The sequence below is a fragment of the Proteus sp. Marseille-Q3619 genome (genome assembly GCF_965283115.1).
In genome coordinates, this window is the sequence record NZ_CBDIMP010000001.1 from 2,943,449 (window position 1) to 2,964,384 (window position 20,936).

Annotated in this window: 23 protein-coding genes; 9 read left to right on the plus strand and 14 right to left on the minus strand. The window is 39.7% G+C overall.

Features of this window, described 5'->3' with window-relative positions:
- The first annotated feature begins 32 nt into the window (after positions 1-32).
- From yajC to thiL, 8 genes are all read left to right on the plus strand, one after another.
- Positions 33-368, plus strand: a complete 336-nt coding sequence (yajC, locus tag ACWPWK_RS13535) for a preprotein translocase subunit YajC (RefSeq protein WP_006535133.1) — start codon at positions 33-35, stop codon at positions 366-368.
- A 32-nt stretch (positions 369-400) separates the two neighbouring features.
- Positions 401-2,248 (plus strand): protein translocase subunit SecD, encoded by a 1,848-nt coding sequence (gene secD / locus ACWPWK_RS13540; protein WP_109371754.1) that lies wholly within the window; start codon positions 401-403, stop codon positions 2,246-2,248.
- A 10-nt stretch (positions 2,249-2,258) separates the two neighbouring features.
- Positions 2,259-3,227 carry a protein translocase subunit SecF gene (gene secF, locus ACWPWK_RS13545; RefSeq protein WP_109371752.1) on the plus strand — a complete coding sequence of 323 codons (969 nt, stop codon included), beginning with the start codon at positions 2,259-2,261 and terminating at the stop codon, positions 3,225-3,227.
- Positions 3,228-3,343: 116 nt separating this feature from the next.
- Positions 3,344-3,793 (plus strand): transcriptional regulator NrdR, encoded by a 450-nt coding sequence (gene nrdR, locus ACWPWK_RS13550; RefSeq protein WP_006535128.1) that lies wholly within the window; start codon positions 3,344-3,346, stop codon positions 3,791-3,793.
- Between the two features lie 70 nt (positions 3,794-3,863).
- Entirely contained in the window at positions 3,864-5,018 is a 1,155-nt protein-coding gene (ribD, locus tag ACWPWK_RS13555) for a bifunctional diaminohydroxyphosphoribosylaminopyrimidine deaminase/5-amino-6-(5-phosphoribosylamino)uracil reductase RibD (protein ID WP_167392468.1), read from the plus strand.
- A 213-nt stretch (positions 5,019-5,231) separates the two neighbouring features.
- Entirely contained in the window at positions 5,232-5,702 is a 471-nt protein-coding gene (gene ribH / locus ACWPWK_RS13560) for a 6,7-dimethyl-8-ribityllumazine synthase (RefSeq protein WP_036932916.1), read from the plus strand.
- Between the two features lie 28 nt (positions 5,703-5,730).
- Complete coding sequence (gene nusB, locus ACWPWK_RS13565) at positions 5,731-6,144, plus strand: transcription antitermination factor NusB (RefSeq protein ID WP_006535124.1); 414 nt, start codon at positions 5,731-5,733, stop codon at positions 6,142-6,144.
- Between the two features lie 103 nt (positions 6,145-6,247).
- A complete protein-coding gene (gene thiL, locus ACWPWK_RS13570; protein WP_109371748.1) occupies positions 6,248-7,231 on the plus strand; it encodes a thiamine-phosphate kinase in 984 nt (327 codons plus the stop codon).
- An 89-nt stretch (positions 7,232-7,320) separates the two neighbouring features.
- Here the strand turns inward: thiL and ACWPWK_RS13575 are convergent, their stop codons facing one another.
- The 12 genes from ACWPWK_RS13575 to xseB form a co-directional block, all read right to left on the minus strand.
- Positions 7,321-7,656 carry a zinc ribbon domain-containing protein YjdM gene (locus ACWPWK_RS13575; RefSeq protein WP_109371746.1) on the minus strand — a complete coding sequence of 112 codons (336 nt, stop codon included), beginning with the start codon at positions 7,654-7,656 and terminating at the stop codon, positions 7,321-7,323.
- Positions 7,657-8,096: 440 nt separating this feature from the next.
- The gene (gene vapC / locus ACWPWK_RS13580) at positions 8,097-8,501 is read right to left on the minus strand and encodes a type II toxin-antitoxin system tRNA(fMet)-specific endonuclease VapC (RefSeq protein WP_109371744.1); all 405 of its coding nucleotides are present in this window, start codon (positions 8,499-8,501) and stop codon (positions 8,097-8,099) included.
- Positions 8,494-8,736 carry a type II toxin-antitoxin system VapB family antitoxin gene (gene vapB / locus ACWPWK_RS13585; RefSeq protein ID WP_099074198.1) on the minus strand — a complete coding sequence of 81 codons (243 nt, stop codon included), beginning with the start codon at positions 8,734-8,736 and terminating at the stop codon, positions 8,494-8,496. The genes vapC and vapB overlap by 8 nt, the downstream gene beginning before the upstream one ends.
- 117 nt (positions 8,737-8,853) lie before the next feature.
- Positions 8,854-9,861, minus strand: coding sequence for a ribose operon transcriptional repressor RbsR (gene rbsR, locus ACWPWK_RS13590; RefSeq protein ID WP_196564086.1), 1,008 nt, complete (start codon positions 9,859-9,861; stop codon positions 8,854-8,856).
- 4 nt (positions 9,862-9,865) lie between these two features.
- Positions 9,866-10,792, minus strand: a complete 927-nt coding sequence (gene rbsK / locus ACWPWK_RS13595) for a ribokinase (RefSeq protein WP_109371740.1) — start codon at positions 10,790-10,792, stop codon at positions 9,866-9,868.
- A gap of 78 nt (positions 10,793-10,870) precedes the next feature.
- Positions 10,871-11,761, minus strand: coding sequence for a ribose ABC transporter substrate-binding protein RbsB (gene rbsB / locus ACWPWK_RS13600; RefSeq protein WP_109371738.1), 891 nt, complete (start codon positions 11,759-11,761; stop codon positions 10,871-10,873).
- A 42-nt stretch (positions 11,762-11,803) separates the two neighbouring features.
- On the minus strand, positions 11,804-12,769 hold the full coding sequence (rbsC, locus tag ACWPWK_RS13605; RefSeq protein ID WP_069368591.1) for a ribose ABC transporter permease: 966 nt from the start codon (positions 12,767-12,769) through the stop codon (positions 11,804-11,806).
- Position 12,770: 1 nt separating this feature from the next.
- Positions 12,771-14,279: a ribose ABC transporter ATP-binding protein RbsA gene (rbsA, locus tag ACWPWK_RS13610; RefSeq protein WP_109371736.1), complete on the minus strand. Its 1,509-nt coding sequence runs from the start codon at positions 14,277-14,279 to the stop codon at positions 12,771-12,773.
- A 7-nt stretch (positions 14,280-14,286) separates the two neighbouring features.
- Complete coding sequence (gene rbsD / locus ACWPWK_RS13615) at positions 14,287-14,706, minus strand: D-ribose pyranase (RefSeq protein ID WP_109371734.1); 420 nt, start codon at positions 14,704-14,706, stop codon at positions 14,287-14,289.
- A 350-nt stretch (positions 14,707-15,056) separates the two neighbouring features.
- Positions 15,057-16,922, minus strand: coding sequence for a 1-deoxy-D-xylulose-5-phosphate synthase (gene dxs, locus ACWPWK_RS13620; RefSeq protein ID WP_109371732.1), 1,866 nt, complete (start codon positions 16,920-16,922; stop codon positions 15,057-15,059).
- 66 nt (positions 16,923-16,988) lie between these two features.
- Entirely contained in the window at positions 16,989-17,912 is a 924-nt protein-coding gene (gene ispA / locus ACWPWK_RS13625; RefSeq protein WP_109371730.1) for a (2E,6E)-farnesyl diphosphate synthase, read from the minus strand.
- Positions 17,913-18,176: an exodeoxyribonuclease VII small subunit gene (xseB, locus tag ACWPWK_RS13630; protein WP_023580876.1), complete on the minus strand. Its 264-nt coding sequence runs from the start codon at positions 18,174-18,176 to the stop codon at positions 17,913-17,915.
- A gap of 201 nt (positions 18,177-18,377) precedes the next feature.
- Here xseB and thiI point away from each other — a divergent pair, with 201 nt between their 5' ends.
- Positions 18,378-19,829, plus strand: coding sequence for a tRNA uracil 4-sulfurtransferase ThiI (gene thiI, locus ACWPWK_RS13635; RefSeq protein WP_109371728.1), 1,452 nt, complete (start codon positions 18,378-18,380; stop codon positions 19,827-19,829).
- Positions 19,830-19,902: 73 nt separating this feature from the next.
- Here the strand turns inward: thiI and ACWPWK_RS13640 are convergent, their stop codons facing one another.
- Both ACWPWK_RS13640 and ACWPWK_RS13645 read right to left on the minus strand, forming a co-directional pair.
- Positions 19,903-20,283: a type II toxin-antitoxin system YafO family toxin gene (locus ACWPWK_RS13640; protein WP_109371726.1), complete on the minus strand. Its 381-nt coding sequence runs from the start codon at positions 20,281-20,283 to the stop codon at positions 19,903-19,905.
- A gap of 6 nt (positions 20,284-20,289) precedes the next feature.
- Positions 20,290-20,871, minus strand: a complete 582-nt coding sequence (locus ACWPWK_RS13645; RefSeq protein ID WP_109371724.1) for a hypothetical protein — start codon at positions 20,869-20,871, stop codon at positions 20,290-20,292.
- Positions 20,872-20,936 lie beyond the last annotated feature (65 nt).

Consider the following 20,936-nt stretch of genomic DNA (forward strand, 5'->3'; position numbering starts at 1 on the left):
TCGTCGATATCGACAACAATGAGGAAAAGTGAATGAGTTTTTTCATTTCTGATGCTGTTGCTTCTGCTGGACAAGCAGCACCTGAAGCTAGCTTTATGTCTATTTTACCGATGTTAGTGATCTTTATTCTGATTTTCTATTTTATGATCCTACGTCCACAGCAAAAACGTACTAAAGAACATCGTAAACTGATGGATTCTATTGGTAAAGGTGATGAAGTTTTAACGACTGGTGGTTTAATTGGTCGTGTTGTTAAGGTTTCAGATAACGGCTATATCGTTGTTGCTCTGAATGAAACAACTGAAGTAACTATCAAACGTGACTTTGTTGCCGCTGTATTACCTAAAGGCACAATGAAAGCTATTTAATAACATTTCCCCAAAGGGAAAAGGGAACTGCCGTGCTAAACCGTTATCCTTTGTGGAAGTACCTGATGTTGATAGCCGCTATCCTCATCGGTCTGCTTTACGCACTTCCTAACCTATATGGTGAGGATCCGGCTGTTCAAATCACTGGCGCGCGGGGAACCGCCGCCAATGAGCAAACACTGGATCAAGTTCGATCTTTATTAGATAAAGAAAAAATTGAAGCGAAATCTATTGCACTTGAAAATGGTGCGATTTTGGCTCGTTTCGGTAACCCTGATATTCAGTTACGTGCCCGCGAAGTGTTGTTGCCTGCATTAGGTGACCAGTTCATTGTTGCACTTAACCTTGCACCGGCAACACCAAAATGGTTAGAAGCCATTGGCGGTGAGCCGATGAAACTGGGGTTAGACTTACGTGGTGGTGTTCACTTCTTGATGGAAGTCGATATGGAAACCGCGTTAGGTAAACTTCAGGAACAAAATGTTGAAAGTCTACGTACATTATTACGTGACGAAGGCATTCCGTATTCATCTATCCGTAAAACGGATAACTATGGTGTTGAAATCCGTTTTCGTAATTCGGATGATCGCGCTAAAGCTTCAGATTACCTAACTCGTCGTAATCAAGATCTCATTTTTAGAGATGGCGCAAATAACTCGTTAAGAGCTATTTTTACTGACGAACGTTTACGTGATGCGCGTACTTATGCAGTGCAGCAAAACATCACTATCTTACGTAATCGTGTTAACCAGTTAGGTGTTGCAGAGCCATTAGTTCAACGTCAAGGCGCTGACCGAATTGTTGTTGAATTACCAGGCATCCAAGATACCGCTCGCGCTAAAGAAATTTTAGGTGCGACAGCAACATTAGAATTCCGCTTAGTCAATACCACTGTTGATCCTTCTGCTTTAGAAACTGGTCGTATTCCGGGTGACTCAGAAGTGAAATATACCCGTGAAGGTATGCCAACCATTCTCTATAAACGCGTTATTTTAACGGGTGACCACATTACTGACTCAACTTCTCAAGCTGATGAATATGGTCAACCTCAAGTGAATATTTCACTTGATAGCGCGGGTGGTTCTATCATGTCTAACTTTACGAAAGACAACGTCGGTAAACCGATGGCAACATTGTTCGTAGAGTATAAAGACAGCGGTAAACGTGATGAGAATGACCGAGCTGTATTAGTTAAAAGTGAAGAAGTGATCAACGTTGCGAATATTCAAAGTCGTTTAGGAAATAGCTTCCGTATTACGGGTATTTCAAATGCGAATGAAGCACGTCAATTGTCTCTGTTATTACGTGCTGGTGCGTTGATTGCACCTATTCAAATCGTTGAAGAAAGAACGATTGGTCCAACTTTGGGTCTACAAAATATTACCCAAGGTTTAGAAGCGTGTTTATGGGGTCTGATTGCGTCTGTTGCCTTTATGATAATTTATTATCGTAAATTTGGTGTGATTGCGAGTACTGCATTAATGGCAAACTTAGTGTTAATCGTTGGGGTAATGTCACTATTACCAGGCGCAACACTGACCATGCCGGGTATTGCAGGTATCGTATTAACACTTGCCGTCGCCGTCGATGCCAACGTACTGATAAACGAACGTATCAAAGAAGAGTTACGTAATGGTCGATCAGTACAACAAGCAATCCATGAAGGTTATAAAGGTGCCTTCTCCAGTATTATTGATGCGAACTTAACCACATTAATTACAGCTGTGATCCTTTATGCAGTCGGCACCGGCTCAATTAAAGGCTTTGCTATCACAACTGCAATCGGGGTTGCAACATCCATGTTTACCGCTATTGTCGGTACTCGTGCGATTGTAAACCTGTTGTATGGTGGTAAACGCGTTAAGAAACTGTCTATTTAAGGAGCACGTTGTGGCACAGGATTATACTGTTGAACAATTGAACCATGGTCGTAGAGTCATTGACTTTATGCGTTGGGACAACGTCGCCTTTAGTATTTCGTTTCTGCTTTTGGTAGCGTCAATTGCTATCATTTCCGTGAAAGGATTTAACTGGGGACTGGATTTTACAGGTGGTACAGTAATTGAGATCAATCTCAGTCAACCAGCCGACCTTGATAAAATGCGTGATAGCCTAGATGCAGCAGGCTTTAAAGATCCTCTATTACAAAACTTTGGTAGCAGCCGCGATATTATGGTGCGTATGCCTCCTGTTGAAGGACAGGCAGGCCAAGAATTAGGTAAGCAAGTCATCGATGTCATCAATGCTAAAGTTGATAACGATGCTGTGGTAAAACGTATTGAATTTGTGGGGCCAAGTGTTGGTAGTGAATTGGCTCAAACAGGTGCAATGGCGTTGTTATCTGCACTTATCTGTATTCTTATCTATGTTGGATTCCGTTTTGAGTGGCGTTTAGCGTTAGGTGCGGTTATTGCACTTGCGCATGACGTGGTGATAACACTGGGTGTTCTTTCACTGTTCCACATAGAAGTTGACTTAACCATTGTAGCGTCATTGATGTCTGTTATCGGTTACTCACTGAACGATAGTATCGTTGTATCAGACCGTATTCGTGAGAACTTCCGTAAAATTCGTCGAGGAACATCATATGAAATTATGAACGTTTCTCTTACACAGACATTAAGCCGTACCATCATGACATCAGCAACAACATTATTAGTTGTATTAATGCTGTACATCTTTGGTGGTTCAATGCTTCAAGGCTTCTCTTTAGTTATGTTAATCGGTGTTTCAATCGGTACTATTTCTTCTATTTATGTAGCTTCTGCATTAGCACTGAAAATGGGAATGAAACGTGAACACTTGATTGTACAAAAAGTGGAAAAAGAGGGTGCCGATCAGACAACACTCTTACCATAATAGAGCGTTTTTCTGATAAAACATCGCAAACACCCTGCCAGTGTATACTGACAGGGTGTTTTTTGTTCACTGAACAGGTACACTGTTTATGAGTATTGTCAAAAGTAGGAATAACTATGCATTGCCCATTTTGTGGAGCCGTAGATACCAAGGTAATTGATTCCAGACTTGTTGGTGATGGTTCACAAGTGCGCCGTCGTCGCCAATGTCTTGTTTGTCATGAACGTTTTACTACCTTTGAAGTAGCAGAGTTAGTGATGCCTCGTGTTGTGAAAAGTGATGAAATACGTGAGCCTTTTGATGAAGAGAAACTTCGTCGAGGCATGCTTAAAGCGCTAGAAAAGCGTCCAGTGAGTTCAGACGATGTTGAAGCGGCAATAAGTCATATCAAATCACAATTAAGAGCGACGGGTGAAAGAGAAATCCCTTCAAAAGAAATTGGCAATTTTGTTATGGAACAACTAAAGAAACTCGATAAAGTGGCTTATATTCGCTTTGCTTCTGTTTATCGTAGTTTTGAAGATATCCGTGATTTTGGTGAAGAAATTGCAAAATTACAGGATTAATACATTAATACTGTGCTTTATTTAATGATTTGAAAAATAACGATAAATAATAAAATTACATGTAATTATTATGATAAATAACAACAGCAACAATCCAAGTGAAAATGAAAGCCTGCAGGATGAACACTACATGCGTCGAGCTATTGAGCTTGCAGCATTAGGCCGTTTTACAACATCGCCTAATCCTAATGTGGGGTGTGTGATTGTAAAAGAGGGAGAGATTATTGGTGAAGGTTATCACCATCACGCAGGTGGCCCTCATGCTGAAGTCAATGCATTAAAAATGGCAGGAGATAAAGCAAAAGGGGCAACAGCGTATGTCACTCTTGAGCCTTGTAGCCATTTTGGTAAAACACCGCCTTGTGCTGATGCTTTGATTAATGCAGGTATAAAACGCGTTGTTGCTGCGATGCAAGATCCTAATCCTCAGGTTGCCGGACGAGGATTACACAAATTATTATCAGCCGGAATTGATGTTTCACATGGTGTTTTAATGCAAGAAGCTGAAAAACTCAACGTTGGCTTTTTTAAACGAATGAGAACAGGCTTCCCTTATATCCAGCTAAAAATGGGCGCATCTTTAGATGGTAAAACGGCATTAGCATCAGGTGAAAGCCAATGGATAACCTCTAAAGCCTCTCGTCGGGATGTACAAAATTTTCGAGCTCAAGCTAGCGCTATTTTAACGACAAGTGCAACCGTGCTTGCTGATAACCCTTCTATGAATGTCCGTTGGGATGAGCTTTCAGATGAGATAAAAGCCATTTACCCGGAAGAAACATTACGCCAACCTATTCGTATTGTGACTGATAGCCAAAATAGAGTGACTGAAGATCATAAAATCACTCAAATTGAAGGCGAATGCTGGTTGGCGCGTACAAAATCACACCCAAGTGACTGGCAGGGGAACGTATCAGAAATCCTATTACCAACGAATGGCAAAAACAGCGGTGTGGATTTAGTTTTATTAATGATGCAATTGGGTAAACGCAATATCAATACTGTATGGGTTGAAAGTGGGGCTCATTTTGCTGGCGCATTATTAGAGGCTGGGCTTGTTGATGAGCTTATTATTTATATTGCACCTAAAATTTTAGGCAATGATGCGCGTGGATTATTTACACTTTCTCCACTATCGTCATTATCCGAAGCACCTGAATTTACAGTAGATTCTCTTCAACAAATTGGCTCTGATATCAGAGTTTGTTTAAAACCTCGTTATTAATAGACGCAAATAAGTGTGTCTACGGCGCTATTTGTAGTAAAATGGCGCCGTGTGTGTTATTTCCTGTCGTTACGACATCGTTATCAGCCAACTAAATACCTTGATTTATCAAGGGTTTTTGGCTCCTTTACTGTGTAATAATAAAACAGAGCGCAGTAAGGGAAAGAATATGATAAAATCCGCGCCCCCGCGGATAGGAGAAAAAAGTAACCTATGAACGTAATCAAAGGTGTTGTCGCGGCGCCAAACGCACGCGTAGCAATTGCAATTGCCCGTTTTAATAACTTCATCAATGACAGCCTATTAGAAGGTGCGGTTGATGCATTAGAACGCATTGGACAAGTTTCCTCTGAAAATATTACCGTCGTTTGGGTTCCTGGCGCTTATGAGTTGCCATTAACGGTTAAAGCATTAGCCGAAAGCGACAAATACGATGCAGTTATCGCGTTAGGTACTGTTATCCGTGGTGGAACCGCACATTTTGAATACGTTGCTGGCGAATGTAGTTCTGGTTTATCTCAAGTTGCGATGCAAAGTGAGATCCCTGTGACTTTTGGTGTTTTAACCACTGAAAATATTGAACAGGCTATTGAACGCGCTGGAACTAAAGCGGGCAACAAAGGTGCTGAAGCGGCAATGACAGCACTTGAAATGATCAATGTACTTAAAGCCATAAAAGGCTAATCATCTGTTTTAACTTAAGGGGAATTTTGTGAAACCTGCTGCTCGTCGTCGTGCTCGTGAGTGTGCTGTTCAAGCTATCTACTCATGGCAATTATCCGGAAATGACATCGCGGATGTGGAATTGGAGTTTTTATCCGAGCAGGATACCCAAGGTGTAGATATTGCTTATTTTCGTGAGCTTTTAGTGGGGGTTGCCATTAATGCAACACGTTTAGATAAGGCGATGGAACCTTATTTATCCCGCCAACTTGAAGAATTAGGTCAAGTTGAAAAAGCAATTTTACGTTTAGCAATGTTTGAACTTAGCTTCCGTGAAGATGTTCCTTACAAAGTTGCGATTAACGAAGCGATTGAACTGGCTAAGGTATTTGGTGCTGACGATAGCCATAAATTTGTTAATGGCGTACTTGATAAAGCTGCACCAACTGTACGTAAAAAATAACGTTTTTCACGTTTCCTCTATGGTAAATAATTCAAGGCCGGTATTTCCGGCCTTTTGTTTAATCAAACTCATTTAGTATGCACAGCTAAATAGGAAATAGATAATGCCTTGTGGTGAATTCTCCCTTATTAAGCAATATTTCACTTCACAGCCTGTAAAACGAAAAGATGTGAGTACAGGAATTGGAGATGACTGCGCAATATTAACGGTACCTGAAAAGCAACAAGTTGCTATTAGCACCGATACTTTAGTGAGTGGTATTCACTTCCTTCCTTCTATCTCACCTGAAGATTTAGCGTATAAAGCACTGGCTGTAAATATTAGTGACTTAGCTGCCGTTGGTGCAGATCCTTCTTGGGCTTCATTAGCTTTAACACTTCCTGATACAAACAGTGAATGGCTTGAGGCATTTAGCCGCTCCTTCTTTGCATTAGCTGATTATTATGCAATTCAGCTAATCGGCGGTGATACCACTCGTGGTCCTTTAAGCTTAACAATCACAATACAAGGGCTTGTTCCACAAGGAACTGCATTACTTCGTTCCGGCGCTAAAATTGGCGATTGGATCTATGTTACGGGTTTTTTAGGTGATAGCGCGGCAGGGCTTGCTGTATTACAAAATAGATTACAGCCGACAGAAAAAGAGCATAGTGACTATTTTGTTGCAAGGCATTTGCGTCCTCAACCCCGTTTACTGCAAGGTCAAGCATTGCGCCATTTAGCGACATCTGCGATTGATATTTCTGATGGGCTGATTTCAGACTTGGATCATATTCTTACTGCAAGTGGTTGTGGTGCGCGCTTAAATTTAGATGCATTACCTTATTCGCCTGCAATGAAAGCCGAAGTGAGTGAAGAACAAGCGGAGATCTGGGCATTGAGTGGTGGTGAAGATTACGAGCTTTGCTTTACAGTACCAGAAATCAACCGTGGCGCTTTAGAGATTGCATTAGCGCATACAGGTGCAGATTTTCATTGTATTGGTCAAATTATGCCGATTAGCGAAGGCATTCGTTATTTACGAAATGGTGAAGATGTTTACCCTAATCTTAAAGGCTTTGATCACTTTAGTGAGAGTAACGAGTAAGGTTTACTTAAACAAAAAGGCGCTTAATAAGCGCCTTTGAGAATGCTGATAATATCTGAATGAATTAATAAAGGTATTATTAATTTATCTTAGTTTTTCTTCACAAATTCAGATTTTAACTTCATTGGTCCAAAGCCATCAATTTTACAATCAATATTATGGTCGCCTTCCACTAAACGAATACCTTTTACTTTAGTACCAATTTTCAGCATGGTTGAGCTACCTTTGACTTTGAGATCTTTAATCACAGTCACTGAATCGCCATCGGCTAATAAGTTACCGTTAGCATCTTTAACAATCAATTCATCGCTTTCGGCAACAGGCTCAGCATCGTTCCACTCATGAGCACATTCAGGGCACACATACATTGCACCATCTTCATAGGTGTATTCTGAATTGCACTTAGGACAAGAAGGTAATGACATAATAATACTCTCAAATTTTATCAAAATGGGAAGTGATTAATCGTCAAAATGAGGATAACACTTGCCCCATAAATTAAAGGACACATTATCATTTAAGCATGAAAATTCTAAAGCAATACCCTAAATGGCGCTGCATCAGATAATGCGAAAGGGCAATAGTATAATAGATTTGATGGAAATTTGCATCCTTCATGGTCTATGGCGTAAAGAACGAGGAAAAGTAGCTAAAATATAGAGGGTTCAATAGGAAATAAAGATAAATAGACATAGTTTTAAAAATTATTTAACTAGTTGATCTTGAATCTTTAATTTTATAAATATAACTAGAAATAAATGCCCTCATCTTAAAAGAGAGCATCAGTAATAATAGTGCTAACTTTCTTGTTGTTATTTTATGAAATCTATCACCGAGCCACGCTCAATAAGTTTTGATATATAAATTAATGATGAGTCCAATCCTCAATTCTTAACCCATCAACTCTTTCAAATTCTCGAGTATTATTTGTAACTACTATTAGCCCTTTACTTCTAGCATGTGCAGCTATGTGTAAATCATTATCACCAATGCGTTTACCTTGTTTCTCAAGTGTTGCTCTGATTTCCCCATAATGAAAAGCGGCTAACTCATCGTAAGATAAAACAGTGAGTCGAGAAACAAAGTCGTTAACCGTAGCTAAGTTTTTAGCTGAATTTAAACTTTTTTCAGCACCAAAAATGAGCTCAGCAAGTGTGATTGTAGAAATAGCTAATTGTTCAGCATGTTGGTTGAATTTCGGTAGCAAAAATTCAGGTCTGCGTTTAATGGTAAATATAACGATGTTTGTATCTAACAGGTATTTAATCATCAAAGGATTCTCTTTCACTTGTGACTTGATCTGGTCTTTCAGATAAAAAATCATCTGTTACAGACTGATCTGATAAGAAAAAGCTATCCCATGCATTTTGTATAGGTGTGATTATTCTTTCTTTTCCTTTGACGCGAACAAAAACTTCTTTTACATCATCAGGAAATCGAGTCTCAGCGGGTAAACGAACGTTTTGTGTTCTATTGCTCATAAATACTTTGCCATGCTGGATCATAGTAATAGCTCCTATCAATTACTGCTATATAGCATAAGTATATAGCAGTTTTAATAGGATACCAAACATGTTGTATATAAATATATACCCATCCTAGTAACCTGTTAATCTAACAGGTTATTTTCTATGCCCTATCACCGAGCCACGCTCTATAAGTTTGGGGGTAAGCACTAGAACATTGTCATCAGCATCGATATTTTCCATGCGATGTAATAATTGGCTGACAGCGAGTTTTCCCAATTCATCTTTAGGTTGGTGAATGGTCGAAAGCGGTGGGATCATATAAGAGGCTAGGTCGATATCGTCATAACCCATGACGGAAATATCATCAGGTACACGCAAACCTTTTTGGTAAATGGCTTGATAAGCGCCAACAGCCATCGCGTCATTACAGGTAAAAACAGCTTGTGGTAAGACAGAAAGTGAGAGTAATTTTTGCATTGCACTAAATCCACCTGCAAATTCAAAATCACTGGTTAACACAAACTCGTTTCGAATAGCTAATCCTGCTTTTTGCATCGCATTATAATAACCTTGCAAACGATGTTTTGCAGGAAGCTTATCTTGTGGGCCTGCAATACATGCAATTTCAGTAAAACCTTTTTCAATCAGATAATTGGTTGCGATTTCGCCCCCGAGCAGAGAGTTATCTTGAATAATATCTCCCCCATATTCAAACGGGGACCAATCCATCATCACCATCGGTAAACGAGGATAACGATTTAGTACTTCATGAGAGGGCGCTCTGGCTTCCGTTGACATCAATAATAAGCCATCAACACGTTTTTGCAGCAACGTTTCAAGGCTGCTATCCATGCGCTCGTAATCCCCTTCGGTGTTACATAAAATAAGGCTATAGCCTTTTTCATAGCAGCTACGTTCAACACCGCGCACAACTTCGGCATAAAAAGGGTTGCTACTGGCTGTGACTAACATACCGATAGTGTGAGTACAGTTCATTTTTAAACTACGCGCTAAAGCAGAAGGCGCGTAATTTAAGGTTTCGATAGCGTCGTTAACCTTTTTACGAATACCTTCGCTAACATAACGGTTGTTATTGATAACGTGAGAAACAGTTGATGTCGAAACGCCCGCCAAACGGGCGACATCTTTCATTGTTGCCAAAGTACTATGCTCGCTCTGCTAAAAATGATTCGATTTCATGACGCCAAGGAACTGAAGATTGCGCACCATGACGTGTAACTGCAATTGCAGCTGCTGCGTGAGCAAAACGGATAGCCTCAACGGAAGGTTTCCCTTCTAATATTGCAGTGACAAATGCACCGTTAAATGTATCACCTGCGGCAATGGTATCAACTGCTTCGACACGAAAACCGGGAATTATCATGCCTTTTCTTTGTTCACTAAACCATACGCCACGGCTACCCAAAGTGATAAGCACTTGTTTGATACCTTTACGATGTAAGATTTCGGCAGCTTTTGCTGCACCCGCTTCATCATGCACAGAAACGCCTGTTAATATTTCGGCTTCCGTCTCATTTGGAGTGATAACATCAATAAAACTCAGAAATTCATCAGATAAAGGCACTGCTGGAGCAGGATTTAAAATAACTTTCGTGTGATGTGACTTTGCCAGTTTTGCTGCTTCAAAGACTGTCTCTAATGGTGATTCTAATTGCATCAGTAAGGCATCAGCATGCTCAACAACATGATGATATTGCTGAAAATGTGTTGGCGTTAGTGCGCCATTCGCACCTGCAACGATGCTAATTACGTTTTCTCCTTGTTCATTAACAAGGATCATTGCGACACCTGTTGGTGTCTGCGGAATAATACTAATTGCATCAATATGAATATTATCTGTTTTCAGTTGAGCAATGATTTCACTACCAATTGCATCATCACCGACACAAGCAATAAAGGTAATATCGGCGCCACTACGACCGCAAGCGACTGCTTGATTTGCACCTTTACCACCAAAGGCTATTTTGTATTGATGACCAATAATGGTTTCACCAGGTTTTGGAAATTGTGAAATATTCATAATGTGGTCAACATTGATGCTACCTAGAACAGCAAGGCGAGGTGTCGTCATAGCCTTTATCCTTGTGAAAACGTGTTTTAATGATTAAAGCCACCACGGAGCAATATCACTCCGTGGTATTTGTTGTTGTTATTTTTTTATAACTAACTCAAGCTCGACAGGGATTGTTGCATCCACTTTCTCGCCTTTGAGAATTTTATCTGCAGTTTGAATACCGATAATACCAATTTGATCTGGGCGTTGAGCAATGGTTGCACCTAACATGCCACGGTTTACCGCTTTGATCCCATCATCTGTACCATCGAAACCAATCACTAATACATCGGTACGACCAGCAGTTTGCAATGCACGTAATGCACCTAATGCCATTTCATCATTTTGTGCAAAAACAGCTTGAACAGCAGGATACGCAGTTAACAGATTTTGCATCACGTTAAGACCTTTGGTGCGGTCAAAATCAGCAGGTTGGCTTGCAAGTACATTCAGTTTATGGGCATCAACGGCTTGTTTAAAACCTTCACCACGTTCACGAGATGCAGATGTTCCTGTGATCCCTTCTAGTTGAATAACTTTGGCGTCATTAGCGACTTTTTCAGCAATATAATCACCTGCCATTTTACCGCCAAGGCGATTATCTGAAGCAACGTGGCTGACGACTTCACCTTTGTTTGCAACACGGTCTAGGGTGATAACTGGGATTTTAGCTTTATTGGCTAAAATAACTGCATTCCCCACAGCATCTGAATCTGTCGGATTAATAAGCATTAAACGTGTGCCTTTTACGGTGAGATCTTGCACGTTAGCAAGCTCTTTAGCCGGGTTGTCCATAGAATCTAGAACAACAAGGTCGTAACCTAATCTATTTGCCTCTTTCTGTGCACTGTCTTTCATTGTGACAAAGAAAGGGTTGTTTAGTGTTGAGATAACAAGCGCGATTGATTCTTTTGCCAATGCGTTAGCGCTGATTGTGGCGCTTAATGCAACAACAGAAAGAAGTGTTGCCATTTTTTTGAGTTTCATAATATAAGTTCCTGTCGGGGTTCGGATTAAGAGAATAGAGAGTTATTTTTTGTTATCTACCAAAACAGCAAGTAAGATGACCACCGCTTTTACTATCATTTGATAGTTTGATGATATTCCTAATAAATTCAGTGCATTATTTAAGAATCCTAGAATAAGTGCACCAATTAATGTACCGATAATACGACCTTTACCGCCTGCAAGACTGGTACCACCGAGAACAACGGCAGCAATAGCATCTAGCTCATAACCATTACCTGCCATTGGTTGTGCTGATGAAAGTCGAGCAACTTCAATGACACTCGCAAGGGCTGCTAATAAACCACATAATGAATAAACGATGATTTTGATTTTATCGACGCTAATACCCGATAAGCGAGTGGCAGATTCATTACCCCCTAATGCATAGATATAGCGACCTAAACGGGTGTGATGTAATAAATACCATGCACTTAAGAAGACAATCATCATGAGCCAAATTGGCGTTGGAATGCCAAATGGGCGACCAATACCAAACCAACTAAACAGATCGGCATTATCACTAAATCCGGTATTAATAGGGCTACCATCGGTATAAACGCGAGTAACACCGCGCAGTAATAACATCATGACTAACGTAGCAATAAAGGCTTGAACTTTACCTTTAGCAACGATAATTCCTGTTACACCACCAATAGCGGCACCTAATGCCAATGCGCCAACAACAGCAACAAGCGCATTAACATCCGCACCCACCATAGAAGCGGCAACGGCACCTGTTAATGCAAGCAATGAACCAACAGATAAGTCGATACCAGATGTTAAAATAACTAGCGTCATTCCAACCGCCATAATGGCGTTAACCGATGTTTGTTGGAGAATGTTGAAAATATTGTTTAAGGTAAAAAAATTAGGGCTGAGTGTGGAAACCACAACAATCAGAAGTAGCAATGCAATCAGCGATTTTTGCTCTAATAGCCAAGCTTTTGAGAACCAACGTTTTGACGCTGGAATTGAATTCGTGCTCATATCAAACTCCTACTTTAGCGTCATATTGTTTACCAACAGCCGCTGCCATTAGCATTTCTTGTGTGACATTGTGAGCGGAAAACTCACCACTAATACGACCTTCATGCATAACCAGAATACGGTCACTCATTCCCATTACCTCAGGCATTTCAGAAGAAATTAAAATGATGCTTAATCCTTCTTGTTTAAATTTATTAATTAGCTGATAAATTTCTTTTTTAGCGCCCACATCAACGCCACGAGTGGGTTCATCAAGAATAAGCACTTTAGGGCGAGTCATTAGACCTCTTGCGATAGCCACTTTTTGTTGATTTCCCCCAGATAAAAAGCCAATCGTTTGATCCATTGAAGGGGTTTTTATATTGAATAATTTAATAAAATCACCGACAGTGAGTTGCTCTTCTTTATGATTAAGTACACCCATACCGCGGCTAAAATAGCGAAGGGCTGTCAGAGACATATTTTCTTTTACCGACATGCCAAGCACTAAACCATCACGCTTTCTATCTTCAGAAATGTAAACAATGCCTTGTTCCAATCCTTCAACCGGCTTTTTGATTTGGCAGGGTTTACCATCTAATTCAACAGTGCCATTGGTTTTAGGTAATGCGCCGTAGATAATTTTCATTAACTCAGTACGACCCGCGCCCATTAATCCAGAAATGCCCAGAATTTCGCTTTCATGTAATGAGAAACTGACATCATGAACATCTTCGCCACTGAGGTTAATGACGTTAAGTTTGGTTTTTCCTTGAGGGATATTAATACGAGGGTATTGGTCTTCTAACTTACGACCCACCATCATTTCAATCAGAGTGTCTTCTTTTAATGAGGCGACAGGTTTTTCACCAATAAACTGGCCGTCTCGCAGTACAGTCACGTCATCACAAATCTCAAAGATCTCTTTTAGACGATGTGAGATATAAACAATGCCACAACCTTGATCTCTTAGTTCACGAATAACGCTAAATAGAGATTCTGTTTCAGTATCGGTTAACGCATCTGTTGGCTCATCCATGATGATGACTTTTGAGCCAAAGCTAAGAACCTTGGCGATTTCTACCATTTGCTGATCACCAATCGATAATTCAGACACTAAACGGTGACTACTGTAAGCAAGGTTTAATCGGGCTAATAACTTATCAGCCTCTACATACATTTTCTTCCAATCGATAGCGCCAAAAGCACGAGTAAACTCACGACCTAAGAAGATATTTTCTGCGATGGTTAATTCTGGAATAAGGTTAAGCTCTTGGTGAATAATGCCTATTCCTGCTTCTTGGGAAGTTTTGGGACCATTGAAAGCACAGCTTTCGCCTTGATAAATGACTTCACCCGAATCTTTTTTATAGATCCCAGTCAGCACTTTCATTAGTGTTGATTTGCCTGCCCCGTTTTCACCTACGAGTGCCATTACTCTACCGGGATAAATTCGAAGTGTGGCACCTGATAGTGCTTTTACACCAGGGAATGACTTATCAATATCTTTAAGTTCAAGTAAAGGTTCCATATTGCCCTCAAAAAGTCACACCAGAAAACAACACAATATTGGCATAAGGCGTACATTCACCGGTTCTAATAACAGCTTTATTTTCAGTAAGTTGCTTTTTGAATGCTTCATGTGAAACATACATTATTTGAATAGGTTTCTTCTGCTCTTGTTCTAATAAATTGAGATAAGAGAGGATTTCATTAAACAGAGAGGGATTGATGGTTTTAATTTCTTCCGCCAGCATCACCGCTTCGATTTGCATTTCATGGGTAACGGTTTGTAAGACTGACATAAAGTCAGGAATACCTTGAGTGAGAGCAAGATCAATTCGTTCAACAGAGGAGGGAATAGGTAATCCAGCATCTGCAATAGTGATTTTGTCAGTGTGTCCTAAACGTGAAATTACACTCGAAATAGGACTATTAAGTAATACACCTTTTTTCATGTTTCCTCCTCAGCGAAACGTTTCGCTGTCTACATAGTAGAAAAGAAAGGTGGGAAAACAAGTTTGATTTATTCATATTGTGAGCGTGATCGAAACGTTTCGTTGGCAAACAAAAAGAAAGAAAAATCTAACTGATTGAATAAATTAACGCTGAATGGATTCAAGAAAGAAAGAGGTTATTTTCAGTGAATTTCATAAAAATGTGATGATGGACAAGGTTGTAATAAAGGCGACAATATGGGGTGTGGAAATGTAAACCAGTATGATAAAAGTAGATAAATCACAGCCTAGAAATACATTAACCTCTCCTGTGGTTAATTAGGAGAGGTTTTTTAATCATTTTAATTCAATTAGTTAGCTTGATAAGCCTTAATTGATTTCTCAATACCTTCTGCATCTAATCCTAAGTCAGATCTGATCTCTTCTTGTCCACCTTGTGGTACAAACAGATTAGGTATACCTAAGTTTAGGACAGGTATTAAGCAACGTTCTTGCATGAGTAACTCGTTTACGCCACTGCCAGCACCACCCATAATGGCATTTTCTTCTAGCGTTACCAACATATCATGCTGTTCAGCCAGAGAAAGGATAAGTGATTTATCAAGAGGCTTGATAAAACGCATATCAGCCACAGTTGCATCAAGTTTTTTAGCAACTTCTAACGCTTCTGGTAGTAATGTACCAAAGTTTAAAATCGCAATACCTTTGCCTTGGCGACGAATAATACCTTTACCCATAGGTAGTGGACTAAGTGGTTGCAATTGTGCACCAACACTAGAGCCTCTTGGATAGCGTACGGCAACAGGACCATCTTGATAGTGATAACCTGTGTGAAGCATTTGGCGACACTCATTTTCATCACTTGGCGCCATAATGACCATATTAGGAATGCAGCGTAAGAATGAGAGGTCAAAAGCACCTTGGTGAGTTTGACCATCTGCTCCCACAATACCACCACGATCAATAGCAAATAAAACAGGCAGTTTTTGAATGGCAATGTCGTGGATCACTTGGTCGTAAGCGCGTTGTAAGAATGTTGAGTAGATAGCAACAATCGGCTTATAACCCCCAATTGCTAAACCTGCTGCAAAGGTAACGGCATGTTGTTCTGCGATCGCAACATCAAAGTATTGTGAAGGGTATTCCTTTGAGAAACGCACCATACCAGAGCCTTCACGCATAGCTGGGGTAATTGCCATGAGTTTTGGATCAGTTGAGGCTTCTTCACATAACCAGTCACCAAAAATTTTGGAAAATGTAGGTCGTGCATTAGGGCTTTTAGGTAATGTCCCAGTTTGTGGATCAAATTTAGGGACTGCGTGCCAGCTAATTGGATCACGCTCAGCAGGCGCATATCCACGACCTTTTTTAGTCATAATATGCAGAAGCTGAGGGCCTTTTAGATCACGCATGTTAGTTAATGTCTGTACTAACGCAATAACATCGTGGCCATCAACAGGACCGATATAGTTGAAACCCAACTCTTCAAACATGGTGCCTGGGACAACCATGCCTTTGATATGTTCCTCTGTCTTTTTCAGTAATTCTTTAATGGGTGGAATACCTGAGAAGACTTTTTTTCCACCTTCACGCAAGGTGGTATACAGTTTGCCAGATAACAATTGCGCAAGGTGATTATTCAATGCACCAACGTTTTCTGAAATCGACATCTCATTGTCATTAAGTACAACGAGCATATCTGGTTCAATATCTCCTGCGTGATTCATTGCTTCAAAAGCCATACCCGCAGTAATTGCCCCATCACCAATCACACAAACTGTTTTTCTGTTCAGCTTTTCTTGTTCGGCGGCGACAGCCATACCTAAACCTGCACTGATAGAGGTTGAAGAGTGACCAACACAAAGTTTGTCGTATTCACTCTCTTCTCGCCAAGGGAAGGGGTGTAACCCATTCTTTTGACGGATAGTATCAATGCGGTCACGGCGACCCGTTAAGATCTTATGAGGATAGGCCTGATGACCCACATCCCAAATCAGGTTATCAAAAGGGGTTTTGTAGACGTAATGAAGAGCAACCGTTAACTCAATAGCACCTAAACCTGAGGCGAAGTGACCACTTGAGCGGCTGACACTGTTAAGAAGAAATAGCCTTAGCTCATCACAGAGTTTAGGTAAACTCTCTTTTGGTAACAGGCGCAAATCTTCTGGTGTTTCAACCAACGCCAATGTGGGATATTTTTCGATATCAATGCTCATGTGATGCCTATTAATTAATCACTTGTAATAGGGAAAGAACAGGTAAGCTGCTCTCTTTATTTTTTATTAGTTTTTCCGTTCGACGATAAAACTCGCTAATTGTTTAAGCGTGGTCGTATCGTACTCGTATTGCTCAAGAAACGCTAAGGCATCCAGTGCTTCGTTATACAATTCCTGTGCTTTCTTTTGAGCTTGCTCTAATCCAAGGAGTGCTGGATATGTGCTTTTCCCTGACTCTTGGTCGCTACCTTGACGTTTCCCAGTTTCTTCCGTACTGCCAATGACATCTAAAATGTCATCTTGTACTTGAAATGCAAGGCCAATAGAGTGGGCATATTTATCTAGTGCGGGTAATACTTCATGACCTTTGGAGCCAGCACTAAATGCACCTAAGCGAACAGCTGCACGAATTAATGCACCTGTTTTGTGTAAATGGATTTTTTCAAGAGATGCTAGATCAATCGATTTATCTTCGGCTTCAAGATCAAGAGCCTGACCGCCACACATACCTGCAAGCCCGCTGGCTGTTGCTAATTCAGAAATCATTGCAACACGATCAGCCATTGCAACATCAGGCATTGGATTTTTTGCTAAGATCTCAAAGGCGAGTGTTTGTAATGCATCACCCGCTAAAATTGCGTTGGCTTCACCAAATTCAATATGACATGTAGGCTTACCACGACGTAAATCATCATCATCCATCGCAGGCAAATCATCATGAATGAGAGAATAAGCGTGAATACATTCCACTGCGGCGGCTGGTGCATCAAGGTTAAGTGCGGGGACTTTAAACATTTCACCCACTGCATAAACAAGGAAAGGACGTAAGCGCTTTCCACCTAAAAGAGCACCATAATGCATGGCTTTACCTAGAGGCATGTCAGTGAATGGTAAAGCGGATAGCGCTTGGTTTAATGCATGATCAACACGCTGGTGGGCGGAATCTAATTTATGACGGAACGCATCCGTACTTGAAGTTGCGTTACTCAATTATTCTGCCTCTTGGATAAAATCATCAGGAGTTGCATTATCGTCTTCTTTTAGAAGAATACGAACACGCTGTTCAGCGTCTTGTAATGTTTTTTGTCCAACACGGGCTAGACGAACGCCATGTTCAAACTCATTAAGCGCTTCTTCTAAAGGGAGTTCACCGGATTCTAAACGGTTTACGATTTGCTCAAGTTCTTGCATAGATGCTTCGAAACTTGGTGCTTGTGCGATGTCTTCGTTAATTGGTGTCGTTTTCTTAGCCATAATATTTTTGATAATAAAGCATGTTAGCGCTGAATAATAGCGATCATCTTACTACAAGTGAGAAGAAAATTTCTTATTCAGTCGATGATTTTTGCGGGTGAGCCCTAAATATTGGTGATATACTTTGTGACTTTTATAAACTCCAGTCAATTAACATCACTGTAGTTTATGTTTCTACTTAATAACCTATGACCATTGACTATGAAGTTTATTATTAAATTATTCCCCGAAATTACGATCAAAAGCCAATCTGTTCGTATACGTTTTATCAAAATTCTCACTAGCAATATTCGTAATGTACTTAATACATTAGGTGATGAAATCACGGTTGTCCGCAATTGGGATAACATTGTTGTTGTGAGTAAAGATGAAAGCAAAAGTGAAGCGGTATGTGATGCATTAACACGTATTCCTGGTATTCATCACTTTTTACAAGTAGAAGAGCATCCGTATACTGATTTACACAATATTTTTGAGCAAACTTTCGCGGCATTTAAGCATTTAGTTGAAAACAAAACATTTTGTGTTCGTGCCAAACGTCGTGGTAAGCACAGTTTTACTTCAAATGAAGTTGAGCGTTATGTTGGTGGTGGTTTTAACCAACACGTTGAAAGCGCAAAAGTGAAATTAACGCGTCCAGATGTCACCATTAATTTAGAAATTGAAGATGACAAACTTATTTTAGTGAATGCGCGCTATGAAGGTATTGGTGGTTTCCCAATTGGTACACAGGAAGATGTTTTATCACTGATCTCTGGTGGTTATGATTCAGGTGTATCAAGCTATATGTTAATGCGTCGTGGTAGCCGAGTTCACTATTGTTTCTTTAACTTAGGCGGTTCTGCCCACGAAATTGGCGTTAAACAAGTTGCTCATTATTTATGGAACCGTTTTGGCCGTTCACATAAAGTGCATTTCGTTGCTGTTGATTTTGAACCTGTTGTCGCAGAAATCTTAGAAAAAGTCGATGATGGTCAAATGGGCGTTGTATTAAAACGTATGATGGTACGTGCCGCATCCCGTGTTGCTGAGCGTTATGGTGTTCAAGCCATTGTGACGGGTGAAGCATTAGGACAAGTTTCTAGCCAAACTTTAACTAACTTACGTTTAATTGATAATGCGACTGATACGTTAATTTTACGCCCTCTTATCACGCATGATAAAGAGAACATTATCAATATCGCTCGCCAAATTGGTACAGAAGATTTTGCTCGTACAATGCCAGAATTTTGTGGTGTTATTTCAAAAAGCCCAACAGTGAAAGCAGTAAAAGCGAAGATCGAAGCGGAAGAAGAGAAGTTTGATTTTTCTATTCTTGATAACGTTGTTGAAAACGCCAAGAATATGGATATTCGTCGTATTGCAGAAGAAACCGTACAGCAAGTTACTGAAGTTGAAATGGTATCTGAATTTGGTGCTAACGATGTTATTTTGGATATCCGCTCACCTGAAGAGCAAGAAACTTCGCCATTAAAGATAGACGGTGTTGATGTTAAAGAGTTACCTTTCTATAAATTAAGCACCCAGTTTGGTGATTTAGATAAAGCCAAAACTTATTTGCTCTATTGTGATCGCGGAATGATGAGCCGCTTACAAGCGCTGTATCTGCGTGAACAAGGTTTTGAAAACGTTAAAGTCTATCGTAAAAAATAATACGCTAACGATTCGATCTTACAAATAAAAAAGCCACTGAAAAGTGGCTTTTTGGGTTACTGATAATAGCTTATTAGAAATTATTTTGAAATTCTTCTGCTCTTTTCTCTAATACAGCCAGAAATGATGTTTTTGCTATCTCATGAGCATTGGGCGACATAATAGCAATAATTTGATATCTGTTTGGGTAAAGCCAATGTTGACAGCAAACTAAGTAATGATTTGATTTTCTTTGTATTTGAGGTATCTTTTTATTCCATCCTGGTTCAAGTGGCATTCTAATATGTATTTTAGAAATAAGAGATTGACATAACTTGGCATTATTTTCCCAGCGACCATTGGCACCTAAATAATTAGATAATATATTGTCTTCTTTCCAAAGTTTTAATAAGTGAGCATATTCATTGGCGATAGTTTTATATTCAATATCAGGATGTATTGATATTTGAGTCATAAAATATCAATTACTATGAAATTTAGGTATATCAAGCCCTAATTTTATATGCTCAGATTGTATTAATCTCTGCATCTCAGCATTAGTTACATTGGGTTTTTTATTTGTTGTTTTTAATGGCTGATGAGTTTGTTCTATAAATAAAACAATCTCAGTTAATACACTTCTATACATTGCTAAAGAGCGACCAAATAAAAGAATACTTTCTTTTTTTAAGATATCGTTATTTAAACACGATGCAAGGACATTTTTTATATCAACTAAAGAGGTATCTATATCTTTTATATTTTTATTTATTTGTTCATAAATGTGTTGGCTAATAAATAAATTTTCATGGTTTTCCCATTCTTTTTTTAATCTAGTTAAGTCACTATTGAGTAACTCAGCTAAAGTGCTCATTTTTTCAGTAGCATCATCAATCGGAATAGCAACAAGTTGATTAGATACAGGAGATGCAAAAGAGTATTGAATATTGGGGATCAACGATGATTGTTTATGTCTAAAACTTTCAGCAGGAACAGTGGCTAATCCCATAGAAATTAAAGTAACAAGTTTAGGTAAGTTCTTGCGGTATTGAAGAGTTTTCATTTTGCCACATCCTTTAGAAGTTGGTTCTATTTTAACCTCTCAACACTTATTTTAAAATCTGATAT